The 15,034-nt window shown below is 59.3% G+C and carries 14 protein-coding genes; 3 read left to right on the top strand and 11 right to left on the bottom strand.

The genetic code is table 11. The features are described from left to right. The first annotated feature begins 14 nt into the window (after window positions 1-14). Together J3351_RS01490 and J3351_RS01485 are read left to right on the top strand one after the other, a co-directional pair. Entirely contained in the window at window positions 15-719 is a 705-nt protein-coding gene (locus J3351_RS01490) for an ABC transporter ATP-binding protein (protein WP_005931348.1), read from the top strand. Window positions 720-724: 5 nt separating this feature from the next. Continuing rightward, window positions 725-3,994 (top strand): FtsX-like permease family protein, encoded by a 3,270-nt coding sequence (locus J3351_RS01485; RefSeq protein ID WP_207696959.1) that lies wholly within the window; start codon window positions 725-727, stop codon window positions 3,992-3,994. Between the two features lie 92 nt (window positions 3,995-4,086). On the opposite strand, the gene J3351_RS01480 is transcribed toward J3351_RS01485, so the two are convergent. The 6 genes from J3351_RS01480 to J3351_RS01455 all read right to left on the bottom strand — a co-directional run bounded on the left by J3351_RS01480 (window position 4,087) and on the right by J3351_RS01455 (window position 10,504). Beyond that, on the bottom strand, window positions 4,087-4,788 hold the full coding sequence (locus J3351_RS01480; RefSeq protein ID WP_097770478.1) for an ABC transporter ATP-binding protein: 702 nt from the start codon (window positions 4,786-4,788) through the stop codon (window positions 4,087-4,089). Between the two features lie 16 nt (window positions 4,789-4,804). Continuing rightward, complete coding sequence (locus tag J3351_RS01475; RefSeq protein ID WP_097770421.1) at window positions 4,805-5,644, bottom strand: ABC transporter ATP-binding protein; 840 nt, start codon at window positions 5,642-5,644, stop codon at window positions 4,805-4,807. Next, window positions 5,637-6,650: a branched-chain amino acid ABC transporter permease gene (locus J3351_RS01470; protein WP_005931359.1), complete on the bottom strand. Its 1,014-nt coding sequence runs from the start codon at window positions 6,648-6,650 to the stop codon at window positions 5,637-5,639. The genes J3351_RS01475 and J3351_RS01470 overlap by 8 nt, the downstream gene beginning before the upstream one ends. A gap of 13 nt (window positions 6,651-6,663) precedes the next feature. After that, entirely contained in the window at window positions 6,664-7,542 is an 879-nt protein-coding gene (locus tag J3351_RS01465) for a branched-chain amino acid ABC transporter permease (protein WP_207696958.1), read from the bottom strand. Window positions 7,543-7,670: 128 nt separating this feature from the next. Next, a complete protein-coding gene (locus J3351_RS01460; RefSeq protein ID WP_207696957.1) occupies window positions 7,671-8,894 on the bottom strand; it encodes an ABC transporter substrate-binding protein in 1,224 nt (407 codons plus the stop codon). A gap of 266 nt (window positions 8,895-9,160) precedes the next feature. Then, window positions 9,161-10,504: an MATE family efflux transporter gene (locus J3351_RS01455; protein ID WP_207696956.1), complete on the bottom strand. Its 1,344-nt coding sequence runs from the start codon at window positions 10,502-10,504 to the stop codon at window positions 9,161-9,163. Between the two features lie 277 nt (window positions 10,505-10,781). Here J3351_RS01455 and eno point away from each other — a divergent pair, with 277 nt between their 5' ends. Further along, entirely contained in the window at window positions 10,782-12,080 is a 1,299-nt protein-coding gene (eno, locus tag J3351_RS01450) for a phosphopyruvate hydratase (protein WP_207696955.1), read from the top strand. Window positions 12,081-12,335: 255 nt separating this feature from the next. On the opposite strand, the gene J3351_RS01445 is transcribed toward eno, so the two are convergent. From J3351_RS01445 to J3351_RS01425, 5 genes are all read right to left on the bottom strand, one after another. Then, complete coding sequence (locus J3351_RS01445) at window positions 12,336-12,869, bottom strand: hypothetical protein (RefSeq protein WP_242699265.1); 534 nt, start codon at window positions 12,867-12,869, stop codon at window positions 12,336-12,338. Next, window positions 12,847-13,323, bottom strand: coding sequence for a DUF4430 domain-containing protein (locus J3351_RS01440; RefSeq protein WP_207696954.1), 477 nt, complete (start codon window positions 13,321-13,323; stop codon window positions 12,847-12,849). Before J3351_RS01440 ends, J3351_RS01445 begins: the two co-directional genes overlap by 23 nt. Window positions 13,324-13,453: 130 nt before the next feature. Continuing rightward, complete coding sequence (locus J3351_RS01435) at window positions 13,454-13,750, bottom strand: DUF2442 domain-containing protein (protein ID WP_005931388.1); 297 nt, start codon at window positions 13,748-13,750, stop codon at window positions 13,454-13,456. 14 nt (window positions 13,751-13,764) lie between these two features. After that, window positions 13,765-14,025: a DUF4160 domain-containing protein gene (locus tag J3351_RS01430; RefSeq protein ID WP_097773522.1), complete on the bottom strand. Its 261-nt coding sequence runs from the start codon at window positions 14,023-14,025 to the stop codon at window positions 13,765-13,767. A 53-nt stretch (window positions 14,026-14,078) separates the two neighbouring features. Beyond that, window positions 14,079-15,008, bottom strand: coding sequence for an ROK family protein (locus J3351_RS01425; RefSeq protein WP_242699264.1), 930 nt, complete (start codon window positions 15,006-15,008; stop codon window positions 14,079-14,081). Between the last annotated feature and the right edge of the window lie 26 nt (window positions 15,009-15,034).

Genomic DNA, 15,034 nt, shown 5'->3' with positions numbered 1-15,034 from the left:
GCAAGGAGCAGCATATGGAACATTTTGTGCAGTTTGAGGATGTTTCCAAATATTATCAGACCGGCAGTGTCCGCATTGCGGCGGCCGATCACCTGAATTTTTATGTAGATAAGGGCGAGTTTTGCATCATTGTGGGTCCCTCTGGTGCAGGCAAGACCACCCTGCTGAACATTCTGGGCGGCATGGACACCTGCGATGAGGGCCATGTCTGGCTGGACGGGCAGGATGTGAGCCATTTTTCCGAAAAAGAGCTCACCACCTACCGCCGGTATGATGTTGGCTTCGTGTTCCAGTTCTACAATCTGGTGCAGAATCTGACTGCACTGGAAAATGTGGAGCTGGCCAGCGAGATCTGCCGTGATCCGCTGGACCCCGCCGCCACGCTGGAAAGTGTGGGTCTGGGCGAGCGGCTCAACAACTTCCCTGCCCAGCTTTCGGGCGGCGAGCAGCAGCGCGTTTCCATTGCCCGGGCGCTGGCCAAGAACCCCAAGCTCCTGCTCTGCGATGAGCCCACCGGTGCGCTGGACTACAAGACCGGCAAGCAGGTGCTGGCCCTGCTCCAGCGCACCTGCCGCGAAACAGGGCGCACCGTCATCGTCATTACCCACAACACGGCCCTGACGGCCATGGCGGACCGGATCATCCAGGTCAAGAGCGGACAGATCCTGTCCAACAAGGTCAACGAACACCCGGTGCCGGTGGAACAGATCGAGTGGTGACCGCTATGCAGAAAAGCTATCGTAAAAATATCCGGCGTGACTTCCGGAGCAATCTGAACCGGTTTCTTTCCCTGTTCGGCATCGTGGCGCTGGGCGTGATGATGCTGACAGGCCTGGTCAGCTTTGCCCCCAGTATGCGCACCGCCGGGCAGAAGTACTATGTCCAGCAAAATGTGTTCGACCTGCGGGTGCTCTCCACGCTGGGCCTTTCGGAATCAGATCTCTCCGCCATTGCCGCCACGGAGGGCGTGAGCGCCGTGATGCCCGTGAAGTATCTGGACACCGAGGGCCGCTGGTCAAGCTCTACCGACGGAGCCGTGCTGCGGGTGCAGCAGCTTCCCGCCGACCCGGCTGCGGATACCGAGGCCAATATGAACCGCCTGACCCTGCTGGAGGGGCGGATGCCCGAAACCGCCAACGAGTGTGTGGTACAGGTGCTGGGCCACGCGGACCCCATCCCGCTGGGCACCGTGGTCACCCTGCCCGAGGACACCGAGGATATCCGCCGCACCGAATATACCGTGGTGGGCCAGGTGCAGGACCCTCAATATTTTTCTGCCAATCAAGAGACCAGCACCGTCGGCGACGGCATCCTGGATGCTCTTGTGTTCGTGCAGAACGGTGAATTGACCGCAGATTATTATACCGTCTGTTATCTCAAAGTAGCAGATGCCGCACAGTATGACAATTACAGCGACGAATACCAGACCGCTGTGGATACTGTGGCTGACCGGCTGGATGCCATCAGCAAGGAGCACTGTGTGGCCCGCCGGGCCCAGCTTATTGAGGATGCCACTACCCAGCTGGACGATGCCAAACAGACCTACAGCGAACAGAAGGCCGAAGCCGAGCGCCAGTTTGCACAAGCCGAGCAGAAGCTGACCGACGCGCAGCGGGAGCTGGATGCCGCCAAGGCCCAGCTGGACGCAGGCGAAGCCGAGCTTGCCGCCCAGAAGGCCGCCCTGCCCGATACCATGCAGAGCGGTGCCTCTACGCTGGTGAGCAGCGAAGAGCAGGTGCTGGAATTTGAGGATCAGCTTCAGCAGATCCAGCTGCTGGTCAATCTGAAACAGGTGGCTGACCCCCTGCTGGGCTATGCCGAGACTGCCCTGAACAATGCCCAAAAGGCGCTGGATGAGGCCGAGCCCGAGGACGAGGAATACACCGAGCTGCGGGACGCGCTTGCCAAGGCACAGGCAGCCTACGATAACATCAAGGGCCAGCTGGACGGTTATCAGGCCCAGCTGGATGCCGGCAAGCAGCAGATGTACGCCAAAGGGCTCATCTCCTCGCCCAACCTCTCCAACACAGACCTTGTCACCGAGGCCAAAGCCGCCCTGCGCAAAATGAAGGTACAGCTGCTGCAGGGCCAGCTCCAGCTGAGCACCGGTACTGCCACAGCCTACACCCAGTTTGAGGCCGCCCGCGCCCAGCTGGACGAGGGCTGGGCACAGTACCGGTCCGGGCAGGAGCAGCTGGACGCTTCCCGCACCGAGTACGAGACCCAGAAGGCCGATGCGGAGCAGAAGCTCGCCGAAGGCCAGCAGCAGATCAACGATGCGGAAGAGAAGATCGCGGACATCCAGAACGGCGAGTGGTATGTGCTGGACCGCGGCAGCACCCTGAGCATTGTCACGCTGGAACAGTACGCTGACCGGATGGCCGCCATTGCCCGGGTGTTCCCGGTGTTCTTCTTCCTGGTGGCGGCACTGGTGGCTTCCACCACCATGACCCGCATGGTGGACGAGAACCGCCTGCAGATGGGCACCCTCAAGGCGCTGGGCTACTCCAACGTCAGTATCGCAGGCAAGTACTTACTGTACGGCATTGCCGCCAGCATTCTGGGCAGCATCGTGGGCATTGCCGTAGGCTTTGTGGTGTTCCCCACCATCTTCTGGTACGCCTACCGCACCATGATGTTCTCCATCCCCACCTTTACGCTGCACTTCTACCCGGGCCTGGCATTGGGCAGCATGGCCCTCAGCGCGGCGGTCATCGGCCTTGCCACCCTGCAGGCTTGCCGCGCCAGCCTCAAGGAAAAATCCGCCGCCCTGCTGCTGCCCCGTGCGCCTGTAGCGGGCAAGCGCATCCTCCTTGAATATCTCACCCCGCTGTGGAAGCGGATGAGCTTCTCCCAGAAAACCACCGCCCGCAACCTGTTCCGCTATAAAAAGCGCTTCTTTATGACAGTTCTGGGCGTGGCGGGCTGCACAGCCCTGCTCCTCATCGGCTTCGGCATCCAGGATTCCCTGCTGCCCATGCTGACCAAGCAGACCACCGAGCTGACCCACGCCGACCTGACCATCTCCCTGAGTGACGAAAAGGCGCTGACCATGGAGAACGGTCTGGCCGACCTGCTGGATTCCAGCAGCGGCATCACCAGCTGGGGCCGCTATTACACCAAGAGCGTCACCCTCTACAATGATGCGGGGGAAAAGGAGACCGTCAGCCTGGTTGCCGCCAATGACGAAAGCCAGATGACCGAATACTTCACCTTCCGCACCCGGCAGGGCCACAAGGCCATTGCCTTTGACGATTCCAGCGTCATCCTGACCGAAAAGACCGCCGAAAAGCTGGGGCTTTCGGTGGGCGACAGCTTTGAGGTGGAGACTGCTGACGGCGGGCGCAGGTCCCTGACCCTGACCGGCATCACCGAAAACTATGTCTTTACCCGGCTGTACCTCTCGCAGGCGCAGCTCAAAACGCTGAACGGTGGTGCTCTGCCCGCCTGGAACGCCGTTTACGGTCAGACCGACTGCCCCACCGATGCAGCCCGTGCCTCCCTCTCCTCCGCCATTCTGGCCTGCAACTATGTCAGCTCCGTCTCCTTCATCGAGGACACCACCCAGATGTTCGATGGCCTGATCGGCTGCCTGAACTATGTGGTCATGTTGGTCATCGTCTGCGCTGCCGCATTGGCCGCCGTGGTGCTCTACAACCTCATCAGCGTCAACCTGGGCGAGCGCAAAAAGGAGCTTGCCACCATCAAGGTGCTGGGCTTCTATGACAAGGAGGTCTACCGCTACATCTTCCGGGAGATCGACCTGCTCTCTCTCATCGGCTCCCTGGTGGGTCTGGTGGTGGGCATTCCCCTGCACCAGTTCATCATCCGCACTGTGGAAATGGACCAGATGATGTTCATCCGTTCCATCGCCCCCCGCAGCTTTGTGTTCAGCGTGGCGCTCACCATGCTCTTCAACTTTGCCGTCTGCCTGCTCATGCGCCGCCATGTCCGCCAGATCAGCATGGTGGAAAGCATGAAAGCGCCGGAATAATTCCCTTATAGACAGAACAACGCCCGCCGGGTGTGGTACTTCTCGTACCGCCCGGCGGGCGTATTGTTTTTGCGTTCTATCCGGCTGCAGTCTCAGCCGCCCAGATAAGCGTTGCGGACGCGCTCATTGGTCAGCAGCTCTGCACCAGTGCCGTCCATGACCACGTGGCCTGTCTCAAGAACATAGGCGCGGTCGGCCACGGAAAGGGCCATCTGTGCGTTCTGCTCCACCAGCAGGATGGTCATGCCTGCCTTGTGGATATCGCGGATGATATCAAAGATCTCCTGCACCAGCAGCGGGGAAAGGCCCATGGAGGGCTCGTCCAGCATCAGCATGGAGGCGTTGCTCATCAGGGCACGTCCCATGGCCAGCATCTGCTGCTCGCCGCCGGACATGGTGCCCGCCAGCTGCCTGCGGCGCTCCTTCAGGCGTGGGAAGAGGGTGAACACCTTCTCCTTGTTGGCCGCAATGGTGGAAGCGGGCTGGGTGTAGGCCCCCATATCCAGGTTTTCCTCCACGGTCATGTGCAGGAACACATGGCGGCCCTCCGGCACCTGTGCCAGACCGGCCTCCACGATCTTATGGGCGCGCACGCCCTTGATGCTCTTGCCCTTGTACAGGATGTCGCCCGTTTTGGGGTGGAGCAGGCCGGAGATGGTTTTCAGGGTGGTGGACTTACCGGCACCGTTGGCACCGATCAGGGTCACGATCTCGCCCTCGTTCACCTCAAACGAAACATCCTTGACAGCGTGGATGTTGCCGTAATAAACGTTGATGTTATCAACTTTCAGCATCGTTTCTGCCATCGGTTCAGCCCTCCTTCTTGCCCAGGTAGGCCTCGATGACCTGGGGATTGTTGCGGATCTCATCCGGGGTGCCCTTGGCGATGATGCGGCCAAAGTTCAGCACCGCAATGCCCTCGCAGATGCCCATGACCAGGCTCATGTCATGCTCGATCAGCAGCACGGCAATGTTGAACTCATCGCGGATGCGGCGGATGGTCTCGGTCAGCTCAGCGGTCTCCGAGGGGTTCATACCCGCGGCAGGCTCATCCAGCAGCAGCAGCTTCGGGCTTGTGGCCAGCGCGCGCATGATCTCCAAACGGCGCTGTGCGCCATAGGGCAGGCTGCCAGCCTGCGTATAGGCCATATCTGCCATGTGGAAGATGTCCAGCAGCTCAAAGGCACGCTCGGTGCAGTGCTTTTCCTCTTTCCAGTAGTTGGGCAGGCGGATCAGCGAAGAAGCAAGATCGTACTTCATGGATTCATGCAGGCCGACCTTGATGTTGTCGATGACGCTCATCTCCTTGAACAGACGGATGTTCTGGAAGGTGCGAGCCACGCCCATCCGGTTGACCTGATAGGTCTTTTTGCCCGCCGTGGGCATTCCATCGATCAGGATGGAGCCGCGGGTAGGCTGGTAAACATTGGTCAGCAGGTTGAACACCGTGGTCTTACCGGCACCGTTGGGGCCGATCAGGCCGGTGATCTCGTTGCGGCCGATCATCAGGTTGAAGCCATCCACAGCGGTCAGGCCGCCGAAATCGATGCCCAGCTCACGGACATCCAGAATGGGCTTTTTGTCCTTATCGCGGTCCGTCAGGAAGCCGCCGGAGGGGACACTGTTCAGTCTGGTCTGGAACTCACTCATGGTCTGCACCCTCCTTCTTTTTCTTGCCAAACAGGACACGCTCCACAAGGCGGCTCATGGAGAAATCGTAGCTGCCCAGCAGTCCGCCCGGGCGGAAGATCATCATCAGGATCAGCACCAGCGAGTAGATGACCATGCGATAGCTGTCGAAGCTGCGGGTCGCCTCAGGCAGGATGGTCAGGACCGTTGCAGAGAGGATGGAGCCCAGCATGGAGCCCATGCCGCCCAGAACCACCATGACCAGGATCTCAATGGACTTCATAAAGCCGAAGGTGGAGGGGTTCAGCACGCCGATGTAGCAGGCATACAGGCCGCCTGCCAGACCCGCAAAGGCAGCGGAAAAGGCAAAGGCCATGACCTTATAGTAGGTGGTCTGGATGCCGCAGCTCTCGGCGGCGATCTCATTGTCGCGGATGGCCAGCACAGCACGGCCGTGGCGGCTCTTCATCATGGCGTGGATCAGGAAGCAGGTGATGACCACGCAGAGGAACACATTGGTGAAGTTGGAGTACTTGGGGATGTTCTTCAGGCCCTTGGAGCCATAGAACAGCTTGAAGCCCAGCACATCATCGATGTTGTTCAGGGTAATGCGGATGATCTCACCAAAGCCCAGCGTCAGGATGGCCAGATAGTCGCCGGTCAGGCGCAGGGCCGGGATGCCGATGAGCACACCGAACAGACCAGCCACGATGCAGGCCAGCACCAGACCGATGGCAAAAGAGACACCGTCCGGCAGCGGGCAGAACTTGGTGAACAGGGCGCAGGTGTAGGCACCCACAGCCATGAAACCAGCATGACCCAGCGGCAGCTGCCCCAGATAGCCGGTGGCAACGTTCAGGGAGACCGCCAGGATGATATTGATGCCCACCGTCATCAGCACCTTGTTCTGGTAGGTAGACAGGATATTCCGGGTCAGGTAGGAAAGCGCTACGAACAGCAGAGCCACTAGCACCGCGTTCATCAGATAGCGCACGGGCATTTTGATCGTTTTACGGTTCTTATTCATCTTCCTGCCCTCCTTACACCTTTTCCTGCACCTTGCGGCCGAGGAAGCCGGTGGGCTTGAACAGCAGCACGATGATCAGGATGGCAAACGTAACGGCATCCTTCCAGGCGGAAAGGCCGATGGCGGAGACAAAGCACTCGCACAGGCCGATGGCAATGCCGCCGATCATTGCGCCCGGGATGGAGCCGATGCCGCCCAGAACGGCAGCAACAAAGGCTTTCAGGCCCAGCATGGAGCCCATGGTGGGGGTAGCCTGCGGGTAGGAGCAGCAGTACAGCACCGAGCCGATACCGGCCAGCGCGGAGCCCACCGCAAAGGTAAAGGAGATGGTGCTGTTGACATTGATGCCCATCAGGCGGGCAGCGTCCATATCCTCAGAGACGGCGCGCATGGCCTTGCCCAGCTTGGTTTTCTGCACCAGAAAGGTCAGTACCAGCATGGACAGCACGGTGACCACCAGCGTGATCACGGAGGTCAGGCCCAGGGGCACACTGCCGATCATAAAGGTCTTGTTGCCGTAGTAGGAAGGGATGACCTTTGCGCCGGAACCCATCACCAGCTCAGCGGTGTACTCCAGGAAGAAGGAGACACCAATGGCTGTGATCAGCAGGGAGATGCGGGGCGCGTTGCGCAGCGGGGTGTAGGCGACCTTTTCGATCACCACACCCAGCAGGGTGCAGGTAAGAATGGTGGCGCACACAGCCGTCACCGGGCCAAGGCCCAGCTGGTTCATAATGAACCAGGACATGTATGCACCCACCATGATGACATCGCCGTGGGCAAAGTTCAGCAGCAGGATGATGCCGTACACCATGCTGTAACCCAGTGCGATCAGTGCATAGATGCTGCCAAGGGACAAGCCGTTGATCAGCTGACTAAAGAACACTGTCATTGGATGGACACTTCCTTTCTTTCTACCAAAAAAGCGGAGACAACCTGTTCCGGCGGCCTCCGCAAGGGTACATCATTCTCTGGTTCCGGCATTCAGGCCGCACACCGGTGTGCGGCGCAGAAGCGGGATCAGAACATTTCCTTCAGTTCGGGCTTGCCGTCCACGTAGGTCAGGATTGCAGTCTTCTTGACGGGATCGTGGTGCTCATCAAAGGTAAAGGTGCCGGTGATGCCCTCGATGGTGCCGGAAGCAATGGCATCGTTGACAGCCTGCTTGTACTCATCGGTACCGGCCTCCAGGCCGGCATCCTCAGCAGCCTGCACGCCGTAAACCACGGTCTTGGCGGCATCGTAGCCCAGAGGAGCAAAGCCGTTGGGGTAATCCTCGCCGTACTCTGCCTTGTAAGCATCCTCGAACTCAGGGCTGGAGCCCTTTGCGTAGTTTGCGCAGAAGTAGCTGTCCTTCAGCTGATCGGCAGTGGCATAGCCCTCCAGGCCATCCCAGCCGTCGCCGCCCAGGAAGGGAACATTCAGGCCGACGCTCTCAGCCTGAGACAGGATCTGGCCCACTTCCTCGTAGTAGTTGGGGCAGAACACGGTCTCGGGGCCCTTGCCCATGATGCTGGTCAGCTGGGTCTTGAAGTCCACGTCGCCCTCGGAGTAGCTCTCCTGATCGACGATGGTGCCGCCCAGGCTCTCGAACTCGTTGACAAAGTTCTCAGCCAGACCCTCGTTGTAGTCAGCGCCCTTCTTGAAGATGACAGCTGCCTTGGTGTAGCCCAGCTTCTGGTAAGCATAATCAGCCATCTTGATGCCCTGGAACGGGTCGGTGAAGGTGGCACGGAAGACATTCTCGTTCACGGTGTCGGTCTCGGCATCGTAAGTAACGGCCTCAGCGGTAGCGGAAGCAGTGACCATGGGCATGTTGTAATCTGCGCTCTCGGCAGCAACTGCCAGGGTGGGGGTGGTGGTGACATCGCCCACCAGAGCGGTGATGCCCTCGTCCACCATCTTGGTGAAGCAGTTGACAGCCTGCGTAGCATCACCCTGCTCATCCTCGGTCAGGATCTCGATCTGCTTGCCATTGATGCCGCCGTCGGCGTTGACCTGCTTCAGGTACAGGGAAGCGCCGTTGACAACGGCCTGGCCGTAAACGGAAACGTTGCCGGTCAGGGGGCCCATCACGCCAATCTTGATGGTGTCACCGGAAGCAGCGGCAGAGCCTGCAGCGGATGCGGCAGTGGAAGAAGCGGCAGTGCTGGAAGAGGAGCCGCCGCAGGCGGTCAGGACACCGGCAGCAGCCACGACACCGGCAGCGGTCAGAAAGTTGCGGCGAGAAATCATCTTTTTCATAATACAATATCCTCCTGTTGGAAGTTTTTCGTGTGATAGATGCACAAAGCAGGGCGCTTCCCTCAAAGCCGCCCTGCTTTGTGTGTGTATTCATTATAGTCTCGCCGGGCGGGTTGTGCAATTCACAAACCGTCCATACTTTTCCGGGCATTTTCCGGCATTTTATGTGAAAGCCACCAAAAAATCCATGTTGTTTTTGGTTATTTTTTCATTTTGTTCACTTTGTTTCATCGTGAAATGAAGGGCTTTCACCCATGTCAAAAAGGTTACAGCGTCGTTTTTTCTTCTGCCTGCCGGTAAATAGAGGTACGATAAAACACCATGGAGAGCACGGTGCCCACAAACCAGCCCACAGGCCAGGACAGCCAGATGCCGTTCACGCCCAGCCAGCGGGAAAACAGCATGGCCAGCACCACGCGCAGGAACAGGTCGGAAAGGGTGGTCGCCATAAAGCGGCCCATCATGCCGCAGCCGCGCATCAGGCCGTCTGAGGTCAGCTTGAAGGCCAGCAGCAGGTAGAAGGGAGCGATCGTCTGCAGGAAGGTCAGCCCGGTGTTGATGGCCTCACCCGTGGGGCTGTTCATAAAGAGCATGAGCAGCTGGCGGCCTGCCAGCAGGTACAGGGCCGTGAAGCAGAGGCAGATGCTGCCCAGCAGTCTGACACCGGCCCCAAAACCCGCCTTGACACGCTCGTTCTTCCCGGCACCCAGATTCTGGGAGGCGTAGTTGGAAATGCCGCTGCCCAGCGTGGTCAGGGAGGAAATGAGCACATTGTTCAGCTTGGTGGCCGCGGCAAAGCCCGCGATCACGCTGGCACCGAAGGAGTTGACCACGCTCTGGATGATGATATTGCCCACTGAGACAAAGCTCTGCTGCAAAATGCTGGGAATGGCCACCACTGCGATCTGGCCCAGCATCTTCCAGGAGAACCAGACCCGCTCCCCCTCACTCGGGACAGCACGCACCCGCCGGGCCACCACCCACAGGGAGAGCACGCAGCTCACCCCCTGGCACAAAAAGGTCGCCCAGGCCACACCGGCAACCCCCAGATCAAAGGCAGCCACGAACAGCACATCCACCGCGATGTTTGCGGTAGAGGAACCCGCCAGAAACAGGAACGGGGTGCGGCTGTCGCCCAGCGCCGTAAAAATGCCCGTTGCCACATTGTAAAGGAACAGGAAGGGCAGGCCCAGGGCGTAGATATCCAGATACTCTGCCGAGTCGGCCATCAGCTCCGCCGGGGTGTGGATGAGCACCAGCAGGCTCCGGCAGCCCAGCAAGCCCACCGCCATCAGGGCACCGCAGAGCACCACCGTACCGATGAGCGCCGTGGAGATGGCGGTTTTCATGGTGTTGTAGTCCTTTGCACCGAAGTACCGGGAAACGATGACAGAGCCGCCGATGTTGCAGCCGAATGAGAACGCCAGAAAGATCAGGGTGATCTCGTAGCTGTTGCCCACAGCGGCCAGGGCGTTTTCACCGATCAGCTTGCCCGCCACAAGGCTGTCGGCAATGTTGTAGAGCTGCTGGAACAGGATGCTGCCGAACATGGGCAGGCAGAACTGCCACAGCACCTTGGACGGGGAGCCCACGGTCAGGTCTTTGTTCATGTAAAAAAATCCTCCACAATCTTTGGTTCTCTCTTGTCCATCTATCATTTTACCGTCCCCTCTTCGGAATGTAAACTCACAAATCCACACACTCCCCCATCCTTTTCCCGCTTTCTGCTGGATACGCACCCGCCCCGGCGGGCATCCTATCAATGTTTACAGCGGCAAACATCCGCAGACCCTCTTGCGCAAGGGTGCGGGACGTGGTAGGATAAAGGCAGTTAGTTAGTTTTGACTATCTATATAATATCTCATCGAAGATCGGGAGGTTACTGTGATGAACTATCTGGAAATTGAATCTGTGATCGGCCGCGAGATCCTGGACTCCCGCGGAAATCCCACCGTTGAGGCCGAGATCACTCTGGCCGACGGCACGGTTGCCCGCGGCTGTGCCCCCTCCGGCGCTTCCACCGGCGAGTTCGAGGCTCTGGAGCTGCGCGACGGCGACAAGGGCCGCTATCTGGGCAAAGGCGTGACCAAGGCTGTGGAGAACATCAACACTGCCATCGCTGACGCGGTGGTAGGCATGGATGCCTCCGACATCTATGCCATTGATGCCGCCATGCTCCGGGCCGACGGCACCAAGGACAAATCCAATCTGGGCGCAAACGCCATTCTGGCGGTCTCCATTGCCGCCTGCCGCGCTGCCGCCGCTTCTCTGGAGATGCCCCTGTACCGCTTTCTGGGCGGCGTGAACGGCAACCGCCTGCCCGTGCCCATGATGAACATCCTGAACGGCGGCGCACACGCTACCAACACTATGGACACGCAGGAGTTTATGATCATGCCCGTGGGTGCACCCAGCTTCAAAGAGGCCCTGCGCTGGTGCGCCGAGGTGTTCCACGCTCTGGCTTCCATCCTGAAGGCCAGGGGCCTGGCCACCTCCGTGGGCGACGAGGGCGGCTTTGCCCCCAACCTGTCCAGCGACGAGGAGACCATCGAGACCATTCTGGCCGCCATCGAAAAGGCCGGTTATCAGTCCGGTAAGGACTTCATGCTGGCCATGGATGCTGCTTCCTCCGAGTGGAAGAGCCCCAAGGGCAAGGGCTTTTACAAGCTGCCCAAGGCCGGCACCGAGTACACTTCCAGCGAGCTGATCGCACACTGGAAGAGCCTGGTGGAGAAGTATCCCATCATCTCCATTGAAGATGGCTTGGATGAAGAAGACTGGGAAGGCTGGCAGGAGATGACCCGGGAACTGGGCAGCAAGGTCCAGCTGGTGGGCGACGACCTGTTCGTTACCAATACCGAGCGTCTGGCCAAGGGCATCCAGCTGGGTGCAGGCAACGCCATCCTGATCAAGCTGAACCAGATCGGTTCTGTTTCCGAGACGCTGGAGGCCATTAAGATGGCCCACAAGGCCGGCTACACCGCCATCAGCTCTCACCGCTCCGGCGAGACCGAGGACACCACCATTGCTGATCTGGCCGTTGCCCTGAACACCTGCCAGATCAAGACCGGTGCCCCCAGCCGCACCGAGCGCGTTGCCAAGTACAACCAGCTGCTCCGCATTGAGGAGGACCTGGGTGCAAGCGCCGTTTACCCCGGCATGGCCGCCTTCAACGTTAAGCGCTGATCTCCGCGGCTGCAATCTGCTTTCTTTCCTGTTTCCGCAAAAGAGGGTCGCTGCACATTGCTCCGTGCAGCGGCCCTCTTTCTGTTTTGATGGCTCACCCTCTCAGTCTCGCTGACGCTCGCCAGCTCCCCCAAAGGGGGAGCCAAGGGCAATCCCAGATATTGCAGCATCTGTCCTCTGTGATGTCTTGCCTCTCCCTTCGGGAGAGGTGGCATTGCGCAAGCAATGACGGAGAGGGTGAGGATGCTTTCCTTTTCAATTCACTCTCAGCTGCCGTTTGGCTGTCTGCAGCGCTCTGCGCAGGGGGCGGTAGAGCAGCAGCATGATAACAAAATTCCCCATGCCGTGCATGGCATCGTAGGAAAGGCCGCTGAGCCACCAGCTCAGAGCAAAGGCCGGGGTCTTTGCCACCAGATACACTGCCGCACACAGGCCGCCGAAGCACAGACCGTAGATGCCGCTGAACACCGCCCATCCAAGGGCATTGTCCATCCGGCGCAGCAGCCATGCCAGCAGGGCCAGCAGATACCAGACATACAGGTACATGGCCCACCACAGCCCAAAGCCGTACAGCACGCCCTGCAGCAGGATGAACACCGTAACAGCCCCCGGCGTTTCCCGGGGCAGCTCCAGCGCAAACAGGATGACGAGCAGCGTCACCGGTTCAATGTTGGGCAGGCCGCTCATGGCCTGCTTGCTCACCACCAGCAGCGCACCCATCAGGCCGCTGAGCACCAGCCGCAGCACCCGGATGTGCACAGGCTCCTTACTTCGTGTAGATAAAGGCATAGCTGTCGCCATCGTGCAGCGCAATGTCTGCCACACCCACGGTGGTCATCTCGCCGGTGGCATCGGTCAGGCACCACCATGCCTGATCCTTATCCCAGTCGGCGGTCTCGCCGTTGACGGTGGTCACAAAGCCTGCCGCAGCCTCTTCCTCGCTGATAAGACCGGCTTCCACCAGAGCATCGCTCAGTTTTTCGCCATCGGTCACTTCCAGCGTAAAGGTCTGGCTCTCGCCATCCGCGCCGGTCACGGTAAACTCTGCCTTGACCTTGGCATCCTCAGCCTGCCCGGAAGCAGCCTCAGAGGAAGTGGCTTCACTGGAAGCTGCCACAGAGGACACGGCCTCAGAAGAGGCGGCACTGGAAGCCGTGCTGGAAGCTGCACCGCAGCCTGCCAGCAGCCCGGCAGCCAGAGCGGCACTGATCACAACGGCCAGAAATTTATGCATGGTTTTCATAGAAAAAGAACTCCTTTATTGGTTTTCCGCGCGCCCTGCGCGCAGGGTCTATCATATCATGGGTGCGCCCAAAAATCAAGGCACAGCGCAGTTACGATGATGCACCAGCGCTGTGCCGTTGTGTTTTATTTCAGGATGCCTTTTCCAACGGGTCAACGACCACCGGACAGGTCTCATACAGCTCTATCGGGTCAAGGTCAATACAATTGCAAGGGTCCATGTCACCGCTCACATCCCATGCCGCCGTGTCATTCAGCACCGTCAGCCGGTCACGGAAATAATCCGGGTCGCGCATAGGCTCGAACACTCCCCCCAGCTGCAACAGGGGCTTTGCATCATACAGGCGGACAGAGCCATCACTGAAATACAGGTAGATGGTAAAATCTTCTCCTGCAACAGCCTGCAACACTTTTGGAATATATTCCATACTGTACTCCCCTTTCAGATCAATGGTGCCACATGATTCAAAGGCTTTGCATCCCTGGCAAGTTCCCAGTTCTGCATCAACTCATCTTTATGCAGCTCACACCATGCCAGAATCAATTTCAACTGGCGACTGGGCAATGCACCACGGATAACACAGGAGTGCTGAATATCCACCAGTGCTTTACATCCACCATATTCCGCATGGAAATGCGGTGGGTTATGGTCACTGTAAAACATTGTGATCCGAATCCCGCAAAACAAACTGATCTCCGGCATTGTTCCGCCCTCCTGTCACGCCCAGTATAACACAGCTTCGTGCGTTTTGTCCATCAATTTTCCAAAAACGCCTTCTGGTAGCTTGCAAAGGCACCGATCTGGTTGGCCTCGCTCAGGAACCGGCAGGGCACGATCTCCGGGCGGGGCAGGCAGCGGGCCTGCGCTTCGCTGAAGGGATGGCCCCGCAGGATGTACTCCTCATACACCTCGTTCAGGGTCTCCACAAGGATGGGCTGCTTGCTGATGCCGCCGCCGATGGCCACCTTTTCCAGATCCAGCAAAACGTTCAGGTTGTAGATCTGCACGGCAACGGCCCGGCAGAAGCTGCGCAGGGTCTCGTTGGCCTCGGTCTCCCCGGCGTGGACCGCCTCAAAGAAGATGCGTCCATCCATGGGTGCATCGGCGGGCAGGCCCTTGCGGGCGCGGTAGCCGCTCAACAGGCCGCTGGTACTGCACTGGCAGGCAACGCTCTTTGTGGGGTCGCTCCAGGCATCGGCGTTGGTGTTCATAAAGCTGTACTCGCCTGCCGTGCAGTCCCGGCCGCGCACCAGCTTCCCATCAATGATCAGGCCGCCACCCACACCGGTGCCGATGATGAACACTGCTGCGTTCCTGCAGCCCTTCAGCACACCCCGCTCCAGCTCTGCAATGGCGGCCGCTTTGCCGTCATTCTCGATCCAGACACGGCAGCCGCAGGCCTCGGCCAGCCGGGGGCCGACAGGCGTGCCCACATTGTAGGCCAGCGAGGTTGCTCCGCCGCCCCTGACCACACCCTGCTCGGCATCGATAAAGCCGGGCAGGCTCAGGGCAATGCCGTCCACCTCGTCCTTGTGGGGCAGGTAGATCTCCCGCAGAGTGTTCAGGAAGTGCTCCTGTGAATCCGCCGGGGTGGGCGTGCTGCCCGTATCGGTCCGGTTCAGCTGCTCATCCATCACAGAATACTTGATCCCGGTGCCGCCCACATCAAAAACCATTACTTTCATGTACAGACCCTCCTGCGCTTTTTTTC

Source organism: Faecalibacterium sp. Marseille-Q0746 (assembly GCF_017377595.1).
GTDB classification, from domain to species: Bacteria; Bacillota; Clostridia; order Oscillospirales; family Ruminococcaceae; genus Faecalibacterium; species Faecalibacterium duncaniae.
Note: the sequence above shows the minus strand (reverse complement) of the source record. Positions and strands in the feature narration are given on the sequence as shown.

Bases quoted from the DNA above. Each gene is read 5' to 3' on its own strand.
- J3351_RS01490 (WP_005931348.1), top strand. From the start codon at position 15: ATGGAACATTTTGTGCAGTTTGAGGATGTTTCCAAATATTATCAGACC.
- J3351_RS01485 (WP_207696959.1), top strand. From the start codon at position 725: ATGCAGAAAAGCTATCGTAAAAATATCCGGCGTGACTTCCGGAGCAAT.
- J3351_RS01480 (WP_097770478.1), bottom strand. From the start codon at position 4,788: ATGCTGAAAGTTGATAACATCAACGTTTATTACGGCAACATCCACGCT.
- J3351_RS01475 (WP_097770421.1), bottom strand. From the start codon at position 5,644: ATGAGTGAGTTCCAGACCAGACTGAACAGTGTCCCCTCCGGCGGCTTC.
- J3351_RS01470 (WP_005931359.1), bottom strand. From the start codon at position 6,650: ATGAATAAGAACCGTAAAACGATCAAAATGCCCGTGCGCTATCTGATG.
- J3351_RS01465 (WP_207696958.1), bottom strand. From the start codon at position 7,542: ATGACAGTGTTCTTTAGTCAGCTGATCAACGGCTTGTCCCTTGGCAGC.
- J3351_RS01460 (WP_207696957.1), bottom strand. From the start codon at position 8,894: ATGAAAAAGATGATTTCTCGCCGCAACTTTCTGACCGCTGCCGGTGTC.
- J3351_RS01455 (WP_207696956.1), bottom strand. From the start codon at position 10,504: ATGAACAAAGACCTGACCGTGGGCTCCCCGTCCAAGGTGCTGTGGCAG.
- eno (WP_207696955.1), top strand. From the start codon at position 10,782: ATGAACTATCTGGAAATTGAATCTGTGATCGGCCGCGAGATCCTGGAC.
- J3351_RS01445 (WP_242699265.1), bottom strand. From the start codon at position 12,869: ATGCCTTTATCTACACGAAGTAAGGAGCCTGTGCACATCCGGGTGCTG.
- J3351_RS01440 (WP_207696954.1), bottom strand. From the start codon at position 13,323: ATGAAAACCATGCATAAATTTCTGGCCGTTGTGATCAGTGCCGCTCTG.
- J3351_RS01435 (WP_005931388.1), bottom strand. From the start codon at position 13,750: ATGGAATATATTCCAAAAGTGTTGCAGGCTGTTGCAGGAGAAGATTTT.
- J3351_RS01430 (WP_097773522.1), bottom strand. From the start codon at position 14,025: ATGCCGGAGATCAGTTTGTTTTGCGGGATTCGGATCACAATGTTTTAC.
- J3351_RS01425 (WP_242699264.1), bottom strand. From the start codon at position 15,008: ATGAAAGTAATGGTTTTTGATGTGGGCGGCACCGGGATCAAGTATTCT.